This is a genomic window from Undibacterium sp. Di26W, assembly GCF_049340265.1.
In the GTDB taxonomy this organism is placed as follows: Bacteria; Pseudomonadota; Gammaproteobacteria; order Burkholderiales; family Burkholderiaceae_D; genus Undibacterium.
The window spans coordinates 147,194-162,141 of the sequence record NZ_JBMPOR010000011.1; the positions used below are offsets into that span (position 1 = coordinate 147,194).

Consider the following 14,948-nt stretch of genomic DNA (forward strand, 5'->3'; position numbering starts at 1 on the left):
CCACAGAGGCTCAGAGACACAGAGGAGAACTTAAGAGAAAATCTCTGTGTCTTCTATAGACTAACCAGCCAATGCGCGTCCAATCAGAATTTTTTGTATATCTGACGTACCTTCATAAATCTGGCAAACCCGCACATCACGGTAAATACGCTCTACCGGGAAGTCGCTGACATAGCCATAGCCACCGTGGATTTGTATCGCATCCGAGCAGACTTTTTCAGCCATTTCCGAAGCAAACAGTTTTGCCATCGCGGCTTCTTTCAGGCAGGGCTTCCCGGCATCTTTCATGCTGGCTGCATGCCAGATCAACTGGCGTGCAGCTTCCAGTTGGGTCGCCATGTCAGCCAGTTTGAATTGCACGGACTGGTGTTCAAAGATCGCTTTGCCAAAACTGGTCCTGTCTTTGGCATAAGCCAGTGCTGCTTCAAATGCTGCGCGCGCCATGCCTACCGATTGCGAGGCGATGCCTATGCGGCCACCTTCCAGACCGGACAGGGCAATCTTGTAGCCCATGCCTTCTTCACCTATCAGGTTTTCTGCCGGGATGCGACAATTCTCGAACAGGATTTGTGCGGTGTCTGACGAATGCTGACCCATCTTTTGCTCCAGGCTGGCGACGATATAGCCCGGCGTGCTGGTCGGCACCCAGAAAGCGCTGATGCCCTTCTTGCCTGCTTCTTTATCCGTGACGGCCATGACAATGGCGACATCGGCATATTTACCGCTGGTGATGAATTGCTTGACGCCATTGATGACATAATGATCGCCATCGCGCTTTGCTGTCGTGCGCAACTCGGATGCATCGCTGCCTGCATGGGGTTCGGTCAGGCAAAAGGCACCCAGCATGTCGCCTTGCGCCAGCGGTGTCAGCCATTGCTTCTTTTGTGCCTCATTCGCATACATCATGGCGATGCTGCAGACCGGGCAATTGTTGACGGATACCACGGTAGAAGTACCGCCATCACCGGCTGCGATTTCTTCCAGCACCAGCGCCAGCGACAGATAATCCATGCCTGCGCCACCAAATTCTTCTGGCACGGCCACACCATAGGCACCCATTTGCGCCAGTTCTTTCAATTCTTCTGCCGGGAAATGATGTTCCCTGTCCCAGCGTGCCGCATTGGGCACCAGACGTTCCTGGGCAAAGCTGCGCACGGCGTCGCGTATCATTTCGTGTTCTGGTGTGAGTAGCATGATGGTTCTGTTTTCTATTCTATGATGCTGTGCTATGGACGCTGTATTTGTGACCCAATTACCAGCCGTGTTCAGCCCCGGTGTATTCCAAATATTTGCCATTGTCGGCTGGCTTGAGTGCAGCCAGTGTCTGGCGTATGCCGGCAACGCTGACATCCACAGTGATTTCTGCGCCACTGCCACCCATATCAGTTTGTACCCAACCTGGATCCATGGCGACACAAATCGCTTTTTCGGTACTCAGCGAAACATCCTTGAGCACAGAATTCAATGCCGTCTTGCTGGCGCGGTATAACCAGCCAGCCGGATTGCTGCGTTCGCCTATGGATGCCATGCTGGAAGAAAGCACCGCCAGCCTGCCCCGGGTTTTTTCCACCAACGGCAGCACGATGGGCAATATGCGCATCGCAGCCCATACATTCGTATGCATGACAGCATCAAACTGTTGCTGGTCGGGTGCTGTCAGGCCGTCTGTCCGTGGTCCAAACACACCTGCGTTCAAAATTGCCACATCCAGCTTTTCATCATTCAGATGCCGACCCAGACCGGTACAGTCATTCAGATTCGTTACATCCAGCGACAGGGCTTCACAGCCTGCTGACTGCAAAGCCGCCAGATCTTCTTCCTTACGTGCGGTGGCGATAACACGCCAGCCTGCTGCCTTGTATTGCAGGGCCAGTTCATGGCCGATACCGCGCGATGCACCGATGATTAAAGCGACTGGCATAGAGTTTCCCGGTTAGTTTAGCTCCTTCCCCTTCAAGGGGAAGGTTGGGATGGGGATGGGTTTCTGACGCAATTTAGTTCGCGGTCAGTCAACCAAACCCCATCCCCACCCTCCCTTGAAGGGGAGGGGATTCGAAATTAATTTCGCTTAAACCATCTCAATTGCGAGCGCTGTCCCTTCCCCGCCACCAATGCAGAGCGAAGCCACACCACGCTTCTTGCCCTGCTTCTTCAAGGCACCCATCAGGGTAATAATGATGCGCGCACCAGAAGCACCAATAGGATGACCCAGCGCACAGGCACCACCATGTATATTGATCTTGTCATGCGAAATACCCAGATCCTTCATCGCTGCCATAGGCACGGCAGCAAAAGCTTCATTGATTTCGAACAAATCCACATCTGCTGTCGTCCATCCCAGTTTCTTGTACAGCTTCTGGATAGCCCCGACCGGGGCGGTGGTGAACCAGCCGGGTTCCTGTGCATTGCTGGCATGACCGAGGATTGTTGCCAGTGGCGTCAGGCCCAGTTCTTTCGCTTTCGATGCGCGCATCAATACCAGTGCAGCGGCACCGTCATTGATGGAAGAGGAAGAAGCAGCCGTAATCGTGCCATCTTTTTTGAATGCCGGTTTCAGTGAAGGGATCTTGTCCAGCTTGGCTTTCAGCGGGCCCTCGTCCTTGTCGATGACGACGTCGCCATTGCGGCCAGATACCGTCACTGGTGCGATTTCCCATGCGAAAGAACCATCAGCAGTTGCCGCCTGTGCACGCTTGACAGAGGCAATCGCAAACGCATCCTGGTCTTCACGGCTGAAATTATATTTGGCTGAACAGTCTTCGGCAAAGGTGCCCATGGAACGGCCCTTGTCGTAAGCATCTTCCAGACCGTCGAGCATCATGTGGTCATACATCATGCCATGACCTATGCGATAGCCGCCACGTGCCTTGGGGATCAGGTAAGGGGCATTGGTCATGGATTCCATACCGCCAGTGACGATCACTTCATTGCTACCGGCGCTGATGGAATCAAAAGCCATCATGGTCGCCTTCATGGCCGAGCCGCACATCTTGGACAGGGTGACGGCACCGGTGGATACCGGCAAACCCGCCGCCAGCAAAGCCTGACGTGCCGGCGCCTGGCCCTGGCCTGCCATCAGGCAATTCCCAAACAAGACTTCTTCTACCAGTTCCGGCTTGACGCCAGAACGCTCAACCGCCGCCTTGATGGCAACGGCACCCAGCTGGCTGGCCGTCAGCGAAGAAAAATCGCCCTGAAAAGCACCCATGGGGGTACGCGCGGCACCAACGATTACGATAGGATCATTCATCTTGTTCTCCAAAAATAAAAGCAGATTGACTGCCTGACTGATGAGGGGTGGCTCGCCATGAAACGGGCAAGCACATATTTTCTAAGTCGTACTGCTGGCCTGATTACAAAAACGGATTTCCTGCGGATACGGGAACACGTCATCCACTTTGCCATCGACGATGCGCTTCTTGCGGGCCTGCCAGTACTCGGCGGTCAGCAAATCCGCGTGATGCTTCATAAAGTATTCTTTGACGTTCTTGTTCCCCAGCAGGAAAGTGCCAAACTGCTCGGGGAAGACATCGTTTTTGGCGACCGGATACCAGGGCTCGGCAGACATCTCGTCTTCTTCATTGCGCGGCAAAGGTATCTTGCGGAAATTGCAGTCGGTGATGTATTCGATTTCATCATAGTCATAAAACACGACACGGCCATGGCGGGTCACCCCAAAATTCTTGTACAGCATGTCACCGGGAAAGATATTCGCTGCCACCAGATCCTTGATGGCGCTGCCATATTCTTTCAAGCCATGTTCCATGGCAGCCATGTCACCACTTTGTTCGGCTTCGGTCAGCCAGATATTCAGCGGTGTCATGCGGCGTTCTATGTACAGATGCTTGATGACGACTTCATCATCATTCACTTCCAACAACGATGGGGCATATTGCCTGATCTCGGCCAGCAATTCTTCCGAGAATCTTGCGCGTGGAAAAGCCACATCCGAATATTCCAGTGTATCTGCCATGCGGCCCACGCGGTCATGGTTTTTCACCAGCAGGTATTTTTCCTTGATTAATGCCTTGGTAGTTTCCTTGGGAGGCGGAAAACTGTCCTTGATGAGTTTGAACACATAGGGAAAAGACGGCAAGGCAAATACCAGCATGACCAGACCACGTATGCCGGGCGCGGCTTCTATGCGGTCGGATGAGTATTTAAGGTGGTGCAGGAAATCGCGGTAAAACAAATTTTTGCCATGTTTTTGCAGACCTATCATGGTGTAGATTTCGCTACGCGGCTTCTTGGGCAGGATGCTGCGTATGAATTGCACATAAGCCGACGGCACTTCCATGTCCACCATGAAATAAGCACGCGTGAAAGAAAACAAAACCGTGATCAGCATGCTGTCAAAAATCACGGTATCAAGCACCAGTTCACCCTTGCGTTTGTGCATGACAGGCACGACAAACGGGTATTCACGATTGCCGTTGATGCCCTTGCCTATGATGTAGGCAGATTTGTTGCGGTAGAACAGACTGGCCAATACCTGTATCTGGTGGTTGGGTTCCAGCTTGGCGGTACCAAAATTCTCACGCAGACGCGCTTCCACCAGAGCCACATCGCGGTCCAGGTCTTCAAATTTTGCTTTCAACTGGAAATTGGTGACAATGCGCTTGATGGTAAAGTTCAGGCCATCTGTCGCCGGGTAATACACGCGATAACTGGGCGGTGTATCTTCGCTTTCCAGATATTCGGTCGAGGTTGCCGGGCGCACAAAGATGAAATCATTGTGATAATAATTTCTGTGCAGCAGTTTGGTACAGACGGTATTGAAAAAAGTCTCTGCCAGTTCCGGGCGCAGATGATCAATCAGCATGCCCATGTAATGCAGTTTGACTTCGCGCCAGACTTCGTCGCTGAGGTCTTCTTCTGCATATTCATCTTCCAGTGCCTGCACACATTCGCGTACGCGTGTGTCGTAATAACCGATACGTTCACGTGCGGCGATTTGTGCGGCGCGCCAGTCACCTGTTTCAAATTGCTGTTTTGCCCTTTGGCTGCTGGCCCTGAACAGGTGGTAATGCTTGTCAAAACCATCGAGTATCGACTTGGCGATGTCAAAGGCTATCTGCGAAGACAGCAACTTGGGGAAATGGGTGTTGGGCATGGTCTGGGCTCACATCAGTTGACTGCGGGCTGGAACTGGTTTTTCCAAGCCTGTAGTTTACCCAAATCCACGGCAATACCGCCACAAACCACGATCAGTGGTTTTTTAAACTTGGCCAGCACTGGCAGGTTCTGGTAAGCGACTGCCAATGCCGCACCACAGGCCGGTTCCACCAGGGCCAGCATATCGTCGGCAAAGTCCAGGCAAGCCTGCACGGCCTGGGCATCACTGATGGTGACGGTGTGGATAATGCGCTTGCGCGTCCAGTCAAATGCCTGTTGCGCCACCTTGCGCGCACCCAGGGTGCTGGCGATGGAAGTAATCGCCGGCAAAGTCACCAACTCACCAGCCTGCACCGCTGCGTGCAACGACGCCGCGCCTGCGGTTTCCGAGGTGATGATGGGGATGTGGCCCAGGCCGTTGCGTTCCAGCCCCAAAGCAATGCCGCTCAGCAAGCCCCCGCCACCGACCGAACAGATGACTACATCAAAATCCAGCTTGCCTGCCACTTCATCGATCAGCGTCGCATTGCCATCCCAGATATCGGCGTGGTCAAACGGTGGGATGTAGACAGCACCGGGCTGTTCACACAGGCGCAGCGCAGCTTGATTGGTTTCATCCCAGACACCACCTTCAACGATGACGGTTGCACCTATCGCACGAATCGCGGCACGTACGCTTTCATGCGTAGTCTGTGGCACCAGGATGGTAGTTTGTACGCCCAGCGCAACACCCGCCACGGCAGCCGCAAAACCGGCGTTACCGCCAGAAGGGCAAACAAAATGCCTGGCCCCGTTGGCAGCAGCACGCTGGCACATCAGGCCTATGCCGCGCAATTTGAACGAGCCGGAAGGCTGGGTGTTTTCCATCTTCAGCCAGACTGGCTTGCCCAGGCTGGCAGACAGCCGCCGGTGTTCAAGCAGAGGCGTAGAAATATGCAATTGCGTCATAAATTGACCAGTGTAGCGTAATTGGCTTATTTGGTTTCAGCAAACAATTCACGGCCTATCAGCATACGGCGTATCTCGCTGGTGCCGGCACCGATTTCATACAGTTTGGCGTCGCGCCACAGGCGACCGACCGGGTATTCGTTGATGTAGCCATTGCCGCCCAGGGTCTGGATTGCCTCCCCCGCCATCCAGGTAGCTTTTTCTGCGGAATACAAAATCGCCCCGGCGGCATCCTTGCGCAGGGCGCGTACTGCTTCTGGCGTGGTTGCGCGGTCACAAGCCTGGCCAACTGCATACACATACGCCTTGCAAGCCATCATGGTGGAATACATATCCGCCAGCTTACCCTGCATCAACTGGAATTCACCAATAGGCTGGCCGAATTGCTTGCGGTCATGCACATAAGGTACTACCGCATCCATGCAAGCTTGCATGATGCCCAAAGGGCCGCCGGACAAGACTGTGCGTTCAAAATCCAGGCCAGACATCAGGACATTGACACCTTTGCCCAAGCCACCAAGCACGTTTTCTGCTGGTACTTCGCAATCCTCGAACACCAGCTCGCCTGTGTGTGAGCCGCGCATGCCCAGTTTATCGAGCTTTTGCGCAATGCTGAAACCTTTAAACCCTTTTTCTATGAGGAAGGCTGTCATGCCACGCGGCCCCGCTTCCAGATCACTCTTGGCATACACCACCAGGGTGTCGGCATCCGGACCGTTGGTGATCCACATCTTGGTGCCATTCAATACCCAGCGGTCACCCTTCCAGTCAGCGCGCAGCTTCATGCTGACCACGTCGGAACCGGCATTCGGCTCAGACATGGCGAGCGCACCTATATGTTCACCAGTAATCAGTTTTGGCAGGTATTTGGCTTTTTGCTCTTCCGTGCCATTGCGCTTGATCTGGTTGACGCACAAATTTGAGTGGGCACCATACGACAGGCCCACAGAAGCCGACGCACGCGAAATTTCTTCCATGGCAATGATATGCGCCAGGTAGCCCATATTCGCGCCACCGTATTCTTCACTGACAGTCACACCCAAAATACCCAGATCACCCATTTTGCGCCACAAATCCATGGGGAACTGGTCGCTGCGGTCGATCTCGGCTGCGCGTGGGGCGATTTCTGCTGAAGCAAATTGCTGCACGGCTTCACGCAAAGCGGCGATATCTTCGCCATGATCAAAAGTCAAACCTGGTAAATGGAGCATGTCGTCCTCACACTTTTATAAAATTAAAATTCGCTGGCTTATGCGAGCTTATATTCAAGCATGCCAGCCATAGTACTGCTTTCAGCTGCCAACAAGAACCGGCACCAGCCTTTTAGAACGTGTTTACGATCTGTAGCGAGCGAGCGTCAGCGGGAGTGAAGAGCCGCGCAAAAAGCGGAATGTACACTTGTACATGAGCATTTTGAGCAGCGCATGAGCCCCGATCACGCCCGCGCAGTAAGATCGTGAACATGTTCTTAGATTTTTGAATCCGCCTTGGATATAACAAACAAAGTCTGCTGCATGATGGCACAGAGTTTTTCCTTACCCTCATGTACGACAAAAACCTCAGCGCTGGACACCACCAGGGTTTTACCTGCCTTCAATACCTTGCCACGGGCAATCAGGGTATCGCCCTTGCCTGGCGCAACAATATTGATCTTGTATTCTGCAGTTAAGCACTCACTCACCGGCAACAGCTGTGTATTCCCAGCGTAACCCCCGGCTGCATCAGCAATAGTACCGATGACGCCACCATGGAAATAACCATGCTGCTGGCTCACAGCTGTGCTGAAAGGCAGACTGATTTCACAGGCACCAGGGGTAATGCTGGTCAGGCGGGCATTCCAGGCCATCAATGCGCCTTGCGCATTGAAGCTTTCCAGCAAGCTCAGGGCCAGTTTGTGATCCAATGCAGCGGCTGTCTGATATGTTGCCTGATTACTCATAAAATCTCCATAGCGACGGAAAAACCAGCTCAGGCAAAAATAATACGACTAATTGACGTTTACGTAAACGTCAATTCAACAATTTGATGCTTTTCAGTTTGACTATCCCCTGCCCACCCATTATTTGGCGTTGACCTGAGGACGGAAAAAATGGCGGGATACATTCCATACACCACATAAAAATGCCAGGTAAAGCGCACTTACGCCGTAAATGACGCCCATTTGGTGGTCATTGCCGCTGTTGATCTCGAACAAAGTGGCAGCAATGGTCTTGTGCGACATAAAAACGCCGAAACACAAGGTCAGCAATAGCAAACATACACCCATCAATATCAACCGCAGGGCATTTTTTAGGGAAACTTTTTCCGGATAGCGTGCTGCATAAAAGACGAAGCCGACCGAAAAAAATTGTAGATTGAGCAATAATTTAAGCATCTTTGCCTGCTTTCTTCAAATCGAGATTGCACATGGGTCCATACTTAAGTCAGCACGTCAGTCAACACTATGTCGGCCGGGTCGCGGTCTGCACCAACAGGTTGCGGCTTTCTTCTTCATGCGCGCTGATTTCTGCCAGCATGACTTCTATGTCTTCGCGCTGCTGCTCCAGCGCTGCCCTGTGCCTGGCCAGCACCACCAGAAAGCTCTGTAGCTGTACCTCGGTATCCTTGGGGGAGCGGTACATATCGACCAGGCTTTTGATGTCCGACAGGCTCAGGCCCAGGCGTTTGCCACGCAGGGTCAGTTTCAGATGGGTGCGTTCACGCGCGGTATAGATGCGATTGCGCCCACCTGGCCCTTCGCGGCTGGGGCTAAGCAAACCCTGGTCTTCATAAAATCGTATCGCACGCGGCGTAATGTCAAATTCACGGGCAAGGTCGGTAATAGTGTAAGTGGCCATGGTCAAAGTCTGTTGAAAAAACACAGAAAAGATTTTCTGATTACAATTTGTCGTTAACTACAGTTTACGTTAACGTCAAATATTTTTAAATCGCATTGTAGGCTATTCCAGCGCTTCTGGAGTCGCGCATAATATTAGAACTGAGCAACCACAGAGATGCTCATGCGCTCACAATAACAACAGAGACAGGTCAGGCCATGAACTTACTGGAACAGCAACTGCACTATCCTTTTGGCGAAACCCTGCCAGACACCGCCAAAACTATGGAAATCGCCCCGGGGGTACTGTGGATACGCATGGGCCTGCCATTTGCGCTGAACCATATCAATCTATGGCTGCTGGAAGATGAAATTGACACCGGACAGGGACCGGTACATGGCTGGACCGCCATCGATTGCGGCATCGCCAGTGATGCCACGCGGGATGCCTGGGAAATCCTGTTTGGTGACCTGAACAACCACCTGCGTGGCCTGCCCATCGTTCGCGTCATCGCCACCCACTGCCACCCCGACCATATAGGACTGGCCGACTGGCTGTGCAGCCGCTGGAATGCACAACTGTGGATGACAGCGGGCGAATATGCGTTTGCCCGCATGATGTCGGCCAGCCTGCCCGGTGCGGATGGTACGGCGATGTTCCCGCATTTTCGCAAACATGGCCTGGTCGATACCGCCATGCAAGAACAGATACAGGAAAGAAAGAACCATTACACCCGGCTGGTACCGACCGTACCGACCGCCTACCACCGCCTGCAGGAAGGCATGGCTGTCATCATCCATCAGCGCCACTGGCAAATCATCTGCGGCTTTGGTCATTCACCCGAACATGCTTCGCTGTATTGCGCCGAATTGAATATCCTGATCTCCGGCGACATGCTGCTGCCGCGCATTTCCACCAATGTCTCGGTGTTTGCGATAGAACCGGAAGCCAATCCAGTACAGCAATACCTGGATTCACTGCAAAAATACCTGCCGCTGCCGGAAGATGTACTGATCCTGCCGTCGCATGGCAAACCCTTCAAGGGCCTGCACACGCGCGTACAGCAATTGCAAGACCATCATGCCGAGCGACTGGAAGAAGTCAAGGCGGCCTGTGCGACAGCACAATCCGCCATGGGCATCGTCCCCATCATGTTCCGTCGCCCGCTGGATGCCCATCAACTGACTTTTGCCATAGGCGAAGCGCTGGCGCATTTGCACAAGCTCTGGTATGACGGTATCTTGCACCGGGAACAGGGCAGTGACGGGGTCATGCGTTTTGTGGTGAAATAATTCTTGATGTGTACTGCCCCCAACATTGGCTTACCTGCTTATGGCTGAGGGATTTTGCTGATTTGCACGCTGACTATTTTCCATTTGCCATTGCGCTTGATATAGATGTCGATATAGCGGTAATGCGATTTGAAAGGCTTGCCATCATAACGCCCGGTCATCTGGGTACGGCCACTGAGCAGGGCGACATTGTCGTACAGGCGCACTTCAAAATCTTCAACTGTATAGGGATCCAGCACCAGTTTGTCTGACACTAATCCATCGACGAAACTGGTCTTGGTTTCGATATTACCACTGCCATCGATCTGACGGAAATCTTCCGTCATATTGGATTCAATTGCGGCTCTGTCCTTGCGTATTATGGCCTGATCCCAGGCATCCGACAGCCGCTTCAGTTCGGCTACCACTGCGGCGCGGTTTTGATCTACCGGATCAGCCGCATAAACAGGCAGCGAACACAGACTGACAATAGCCAACAACGCCCAAAGCTGGCCCAGGTATTTTTTCATCATCAGTTTCAATTCTCTTATAAAGCGCGGCCATCATATTGATGCACAGGTATAGCCGCCAGATCAATATCTTCCAGGCAGCGGATGTTGATGGCTGCCACGCGATTGCCTTTGGGGTCTACGCCTTCAGCATAGGGATGCATGCCGCAGGTAGGGCAAAATTTATGATGTATCACATGCTTATTGAAATCGTAAGTACTGGCTGCATCTTCAGGTGTAGTCAAGTGTAAATGATCACGCGGCACAAACCACAGCAATGAACCCTTGCGCTGACAGATGGAACAATTGCAGGCGAGTGCACTTTCTATCTCGCCTTCTACTTCAAATGCGATTTTGCCGCAATGGCAGCTACCTTTATGCATCATATACAAGCCCCCCAAAATGAGAAAAAGTGGTTCATAGCAAGAAAACAGTGGGCCAGTTCAGCCCATCTGGTTTAGCTTTGCCAGTATTCACCAGGACGATAATCGCCGAAATACCAGAGATGGCCTTCCGGGTCGAGCACCATATAACCGCGCGCGCCATACTCTTCCGTTTGCAAGGGACGTACCAGTTTGGCGCCGGCAGCAATGGCCACCGCGTGATGGGCATCCGGGTCAGCCACATACACACTCAGCGCCTGCGAAATACCGGTCAAAGACCGGGGGCTGACATGGTGGGTTTCTGCCTTGGGAGAACTGATCATGATCACGCCTGTGCCCAGGCTCAATTCGGAATGTTCTATGCGATTACCTTCCCCCGGCACGACAAAACGGCAGGTAAAGCCAAAAGCCCGCACCAGCCAGTCTATGGCGGCAGGCGCATCATCATAAATCAGGCTGGGATGGATATCGGAGGGGGTGCGATAAGACGGGGACATGCTGCGCTCCTGAAGACATGCGTTGGGGGACATGCGTTGAGACTTGTCTGAAAACTGATTGCCACAAGAACTCACTTTATATACAAAAAAGCAAGTTACTGCAAGCATATACGCAATCTGCTTATGTGTCCGTATTACTTTTGCGCATCCCTTTCACGGCAACTGAGTGTCGCATAATCGACTTTGGGTAATTTATTCCTGATGCCATAGGTCTTCAAGGTGCCGATCACATCCGCATGCGGGGTCAAAGTACAGGCATTCTTTTCCGCAAAATCCTGCATGGTCCTGGTGTCGCCATTGACCTGTACCACCAGGCCCAGGCCAGGGCTGACACAACAGCCGACATAGGTATCCATGTATTCTTCTTCCAGCAAAACCAGTGGATGTCCCAAGAAACTGGCTGGTTTGCGCAAGAGATAAAAATCGACATAATCAGCGCGCGCGTCAGCCTGTTTACTCAGTATGCCCGCACGCTTGTAAGCGACAATCACTGGTCCGGATTTCGCCAGTCTTTCCGGGCCATTGTTTTTGATCGAAAGAGCGTTGACAAGGTGCTTTTCCAGCGCAGATTCAGCCGCCAGACTGGAAGACGAAAGTGCGCCCAGCAATGCGCCAAACAACACTGTCTGATACAAGAATTTTTTCATGGTAGCTATCTGTATTAACGTTTGACCAGACGGATTTCATAAATCCGCGGCCACAGCTTGCCGGTCACAAACAGCCGGTCATGTGCGGCGTCGTAGGCGATGCCGTTAAGCACGTCAGGATTGCTCATCATGCGCTCACGTATGGGTAACAGACCGCTGAGGTCTATCCAGGCAGTCACATTGCCGGACTTGGGATCTATGCGGGCGATCTTGTCGGTTTGCCAGATATTGGCGAACACTTCGCCCTTGACCCATTCCAGCTCATTCAACTGATCGACCGGTTTGCCACGAGCCGTCACCTTGATCCTGCGTACCTCGGCCAGGGTTTCGGGGTTCAGGAAGCGCAATTCTGCCGTGCCATCGCTCATGATGATTTCACTGTCATTGCGCGCCAGCCCCCAGCCTTCACCCTTGTAGGTAAATTCCTTTTGAAAGGCAAAGCTGTTCAGGTCCAGTACATAGCCCGCCTGCGATGTCCAGGTAATGCCGATCAGGCGGTTATCCCAGTAAGTAATGCCTTCACCAAAAATTTGCTTGGGCAAGTCGATCTTTTGCACCACTTCACCGGTTTCCAGTTTCACCTTGCGTACCGATGAATGCCCCTGCAAACCAGTGCTCTCATACAAAAAGCCATCCTTGTAAAACAGGCCCTGGGTGAAGGCATTGGCGTCATGCGGATAGCTGTTCACTACCTGATAACCATAGGTGGGCAAGGCGGATGTGATAGCCGACGTCGCCGTGGCCGCCCTGGCTGGCAGGCAAACTGCCATGCAACACACGACCATCCCGGCCAGCAGGTTGCGGAATGAATGGTGGGGCATCTTGCTATGTGTCATGCGTCTATCCTGGATGTAAAAACCTGTTTACGATCTTACTACGCGGACGTGATCGGGGCTCATGTGCTGCTCAAAATGCTCATGTACTTAATGTACATTCCGCTTTTTGCGCTGCTCTTCACCCCGCTGACGCTCGCTCGCTACAGATCGTAAACACGTTTTAAGATCGGGTACAAGATTGTCCGGCGTCAAACGGGAAAGAATAGATATTTTTTGTGGACCTGTCACCCAGTTTTACTTAACGTGACAAATAAGTCCCCTGTCATTGAGAGCGGGCCAGGATGGTTTATCCAGTTGCTCGTAGACAGGGCTGGCAATGCGCGCCAATTCTGTTTTGCTGATACTGCCAGACATGGCATAGCCAAATTTTCCGTCTAACTGGTGAACTGTTACAGTCAACTGGCTCACGGAGCTTACAAAGGGATCAACCTCAGGCAGCGCCGTTTTATTCCGGCTTCACGAGAATTAATCAAATTTTTTTACGAGGCTGTCGCCACCATCACGCAATTGCGCCCGGCAGCCTTGGCAGCATAGGTGGCATCGTCGGCGCGCTTGAGCAAATGCTCCCTTGTTTCCTTGCCATCCCACTGTGCCAGACCAAAACTGCCTGTCACTGCAGGCGGGTTTTCTGTCACTTGCTGCTCCATCCGTCGACGTAAATTATCAGCCACCAATTTCGCAGCAGCCAGCGTGGTGGCAGGTAACAGCAAAGCAAATTCTTCGCCGCCTATGCGCGCCAGATGATCGACGGAACGTAGTGCCTGACTGATCGTGGTAGCTGTAGTACGCAAGACCATGTCTCCCTGGGCATGACCATGGGTGTCATTGATTGCCTTGAAATGGTCAAGGTCAAATACCAGGAGTATCAAAGGTGTCCCATGATAACGTGCTGCGTCCAGCTCCATCTGGAAACTGTCCATGAAAGCGCGACGATTCATCAGACCTGTTAGCGCATCGGTACTTGCCAGCCGGTTCAGCGTCACATTTTGCAGACTCAGCGGATTGAGCACCCAATATTGCAACAGAATGTTGAGGGTAATAAACAACAGGACGAAGACGCCCACCAACGGCCATAAAAAATTCCTGAACGCAGCAGCACTACGTTCATTTGAGCGCTCGAGAGGGATGGTAACGATCTGCACACCAACGATATCATTGAGCTTCCAGCCATACCCGTGGCTGCTGCCATAGATATTGACCATGGCTGGCGGCGCGTCTTGCACACGACCATGACAAGCCATGCAGGATGCCTCCTGGATTTGAATTGGCCGCAGCAGGTGCAGCGTCTGATCCCGAATATGTACTGCCGCATTATCATCGGTATACGGGATACTGCCGTCGCGATATTTCTCTATGACCTCTTTCAGCCAGGCTTCTTGCGGCACATTTGCCAAATTGAGAGGATTCAGCACGGCCTCTTTGTAGTGATAGCCCGGGTATGATTCAAACAGGATACGCAAGGTTTCAGTTGAGGCAAAAGAGGGTATCCCCCCTGCCCTGAATTCGTCTGGTGGTAACTGATCAAAATTGGGGCTGATGTGCTTGGAAGAAAATGACCGCACTGCAAATGCGGCACGCAAAGCGAGCGTCGCCTCGTGCTTTACTTCTTCCAGCGTCGATTTTTGTACCTCATGTTTGTAATACACGGTAGCCGTCACTAACGCCAAAGCGAAAGTGAGCAACAACACCAGATTGAATTTGACACGGAAACTCATAAGCGCACCCAGTCTATCCATACCTACTCATTCTCCCAGAATAGATCAGGAAAAAGTAGAAAAGACAGGTAGTTTGCAGTTTCTTGCAGTTGGGAAGGAAATGTGTTGCATCCACCAGCAAGAATGCTGTCATTTTGAAAATAACATTACCGTGCCAGCATGGGTAAGCGCAATAGCAAGCGAAATAGCAAGAGCGATGAAAACTGCCCGC

The 14,948-nt window shown here is 52.4% G+C and carries 16 protein-coding genes; 1 reads left to right on the top strand and 15 read right to left on the bottom strand.

From position 1 onward, the window contains the following. Positions 1-60: 60 nt before the first annotated feature. From ACO0LM_RS15055 to ACO0LM_RS15095, 9 genes are all read right to left on the bottom strand, one after another. Complete coding sequence (locus tag ACO0LM_RS15055; protein WP_423038093.1) at positions 61-1,194, bottom strand: acyl-CoA dehydrogenase family protein; 1,134 nt, start codon at positions 1,192-1,194, stop codon at positions 61-63. 58 nt (positions 1,195-1,252) lie between these two features. Then, positions 1,253-1,921, bottom strand: a complete 669-nt coding sequence (locus tag ACO0LM_RS15060; protein ID WP_423038094.1) for an SDR family oxidoreductase — start codon at positions 1,919-1,921, stop codon at positions 1,253-1,255. A gap of 147 nt (positions 1,922-2,068) precedes the next feature. Beyond that, positions 2,069-3,250 carry an acetyl-CoA C-acetyltransferase gene (locus ACO0LM_RS15065; protein ID WP_423038095.1) on the bottom strand — a complete coding sequence of 394 codons (1,182 nt, stop codon included), beginning with the start codon at positions 3,248-3,250 and terminating at the stop codon, positions 2,069-2,071. A gap of 81 nt (positions 3,251-3,331) precedes the next feature. Continuing rightward, positions 3,332-5,113 carry a bifunctional isocitrate dehydrogenase kinase/phosphatase gene (aceK, locus tag ACO0LM_RS15070; RefSeq protein ID WP_423038096.1) on the bottom strand — a complete coding sequence of 594 codons (1,782 nt, stop codon included), beginning with the start codon at positions 5,111-5,113 and terminating at the stop codon, positions 3,332-3,334. Between the two features lie 14 nt (positions 5,114-5,127). Further along, positions 5,128-6,063 (bottom strand): pyridoxal-phosphate dependent enzyme, encoded by a 936-nt coding sequence (locus ACO0LM_RS15075; protein WP_423038097.1) that lies wholly within the window; start codon positions 6,061-6,063, stop codon positions 5,128-5,130. A 26-nt stretch (positions 6,064-6,089) separates the two neighbouring features. After that, a complete protein-coding gene (locus ACO0LM_RS15080; protein WP_423038098.1) occupies positions 6,090-7,274 on the bottom strand; it encodes an isovaleryl-CoA dehydrogenase in 1,185 nt (394 codons plus the stop codon). A gap of 257 nt (positions 7,275-7,531) precedes the next feature. Beyond that, positions 7,532-8,002 carry a PaaI family thioesterase gene (locus ACO0LM_RS15085; protein WP_423038099.1) on the bottom strand — a complete coding sequence of 157 codons (471 nt, stop codon included), beginning with the start codon at positions 8,000-8,002 and terminating at the stop codon, positions 7,532-7,534. A gap of 120 nt (positions 8,003-8,122) precedes the next feature. Beyond that, on the bottom strand, positions 8,123-8,437 hold the full coding sequence (locus ACO0LM_RS15090; RefSeq protein ID WP_423038100.1) for a hypothetical protein: 315 nt from the start codon (positions 8,435-8,437) through the stop codon (positions 8,123-8,125). Between the two features lie 67 nt (positions 8,438-8,504). After that, positions 8,505-8,900, bottom strand: coding sequence for a MerR family transcriptional regulator (locus ACO0LM_RS15095; RefSeq protein WP_423038101.1), 396 nt, complete (start codon positions 8,898-8,900; stop codon positions 8,505-8,507). A gap of 197 nt (positions 8,901-9,097) precedes the next feature. Here ACO0LM_RS15095 and ACO0LM_RS15100 point away from each other — a divergent pair, with 197 nt between their 5' ends. Further along, positions 9,098-10,171, top strand: coding sequence for an MBL fold metallo-hydrolase (locus ACO0LM_RS15100; RefSeq protein ID WP_423038102.1), 1,074 nt, complete (start codon positions 9,098-9,100; stop codon positions 10,169-10,171). Between the two features lie 38 nt (positions 10,172-10,209). Here the strand turns inward: ACO0LM_RS15100 and ACO0LM_RS15105 are convergent, their stop codons facing one another. From ACO0LM_RS15105 to ACO0LM_RS15130, 6 genes are all read right to left on the bottom strand, one after another. Continuing rightward, positions 10,210-10,683, bottom strand: coding sequence for a nuclear transport factor 2 family protein (locus ACO0LM_RS15105; protein WP_423038103.1), 474 nt, complete (start codon positions 10,681-10,683; stop codon positions 10,210-10,212). Positions 10,684-10,697: 14 nt separating this feature from the next. Continuing rightward, entirely contained in the window at positions 10,698-11,045 is a 348-nt protein-coding gene (locus ACO0LM_RS15110) for a GFA family protein (RefSeq protein WP_423038104.1), read from the bottom strand. A gap of 71 nt (positions 11,046-11,116) precedes the next feature. Then, positions 11,117-11,539 carry a VOC family protein gene (locus ACO0LM_RS15115; protein WP_423038105.1) on the bottom strand — a complete coding sequence of 141 codons (423 nt, stop codon included), beginning with the start codon at positions 11,537-11,539 and terminating at the stop codon, positions 11,117-11,119. A 134-nt stretch (positions 11,540-11,673) separates the two neighbouring features. Beyond that, the gene (locus ACO0LM_RS15120) at positions 11,674-12,186 is read right to left on the bottom strand and encodes a hypothetical protein (RefSeq protein ID WP_423038106.1); all 513 of its coding nucleotides are present in this window, start codon (positions 12,184-12,186) and stop codon (positions 11,674-11,676) included. A gap of 14 nt (positions 12,187-12,200) precedes the next feature. Next, a complete protein-coding gene (locus tag ACO0LM_RS15125; protein WP_423038107.1) occupies positions 12,201-13,022 on the bottom strand; it encodes a glutaminyl-peptide cyclotransferase in 822 nt (273 codons plus the stop codon). A gap of 479 nt (positions 13,023-13,501) precedes the next feature. After that, a complete protein-coding gene (locus ACO0LM_RS15130) occupies positions 13,502-14,758 on the bottom strand; it encodes a diguanylate cyclase domain-containing protein (protein ID WP_423038108.1) in 1,257 nt (418 codons plus the stop codon). Positions 14,759-14,948 lie beyond the last annotated feature (190 nt).

Bases quoted from the DNA above. Each gene is read 5' to 3' on its own strand.
- ACO0LM_RS15085 (WP_423038099.1), bottom strand. From the start codon at position 8,002: ATGAGTAATCAGGCAACATATCAGACAGCCGCTGCATTGGATCACAAA.
- ACO0LM_RS15060 (WP_423038094.1), bottom strand. From the start codon at position 1,921: ATGCCAGTCGCTTTAATCATCGGTGCATCGCGCGGTATCGGCCATGAA.
- ACO0LM_RS15125 (WP_423038107.1), bottom strand. From the start codon at position 13,022: ATGACACATAGCAAGATGCCCCACCATTCATTCCGCAACCTGCTGGCC.
- ACO0LM_RS15055 (WP_423038093.1), bottom strand. From the start codon at position 1,194: ATGCTACTCACACCAGAACACGAAATGATACGCGACGCCGTGCGCAGC.
- ACO0LM_RS15090 (WP_423038100.1), bottom strand. From the start codon at position 8,437: ATGCTTAAATTATTGCTCAATCTACAATTTTTTTCGGTCGGCTTCGTC.
- aceK (WP_423038096.1), bottom strand. From the start codon at position 5,113: ATGCCCAACACCCATTTCCCCAAGTTGCTGTCTTCGCAGATAGCCTTT.
- ACO0LM_RS15075 (WP_423038097.1), bottom strand. From the start codon at position 6,063: ATGACGCAATTGCATATTTCTACGCCTCTGCTTGAACACCGGCGGCTG.
- ACO0LM_RS15110 (WP_423038104.1), bottom strand. From the start codon at position 11,045: ATGATGCATAAAGGTAGCTGCCATTGCGGCAAAATCGCATTTGAAGTA.
- ACO0LM_RS15130 (WP_423038108.1), bottom strand. From the start codon at position 14,758: ATGGATAGACTGGGTGCGCTTATGAGTTTCCGTGTCAAATTCAATCTG.
- ACO0LM_RS15120 (WP_423038106.1), bottom strand. From the start codon at position 12,186: ATGAAAAAATTCTTGTATCAGACAGTGTTGTTTGGCGCATTGCTGGGC.
- ACO0LM_RS15080 (WP_423038098.1), bottom strand. From the start codon at position 7,274: ATGCTCCATTTACCAGGTTTGACTTTTGATCATGGCGAAGATATCGCC.
- ACO0LM_RS15095 (WP_423038101.1), bottom strand. From the start codon at position 8,900: ATGGCCACTTACACTATTACCGACCTTGCCCGTGAATTTGACATTACG.
- ACO0LM_RS15115 (WP_423038105.1), bottom strand. From the start codon at position 11,539: ATGTCCCCGTCTTATCGCACCCCCTCCGATATCCATCCCAGCCTGATT.
- ACO0LM_RS15105 (WP_423038103.1), bottom strand. From the start codon at position 10,683: ATGATGAAAAAATACCTGGGCCAGCTTTGGGCGTTGTTGGCTATTGTC.
- ACO0LM_RS15065 (WP_423038095.1), bottom strand. From the start codon at position 3,250: ATGAATGATCCTATCGTAATCGTTGGTGCCGCGCGTACCCCCATGGGT.
- ACO0LM_RS15100 (WP_423038102.1), top strand. From the start codon at position 9,098: ATGAACTTACTGGAACAGCAACTGCACTATCCTTTTGGCGAAACCCTG.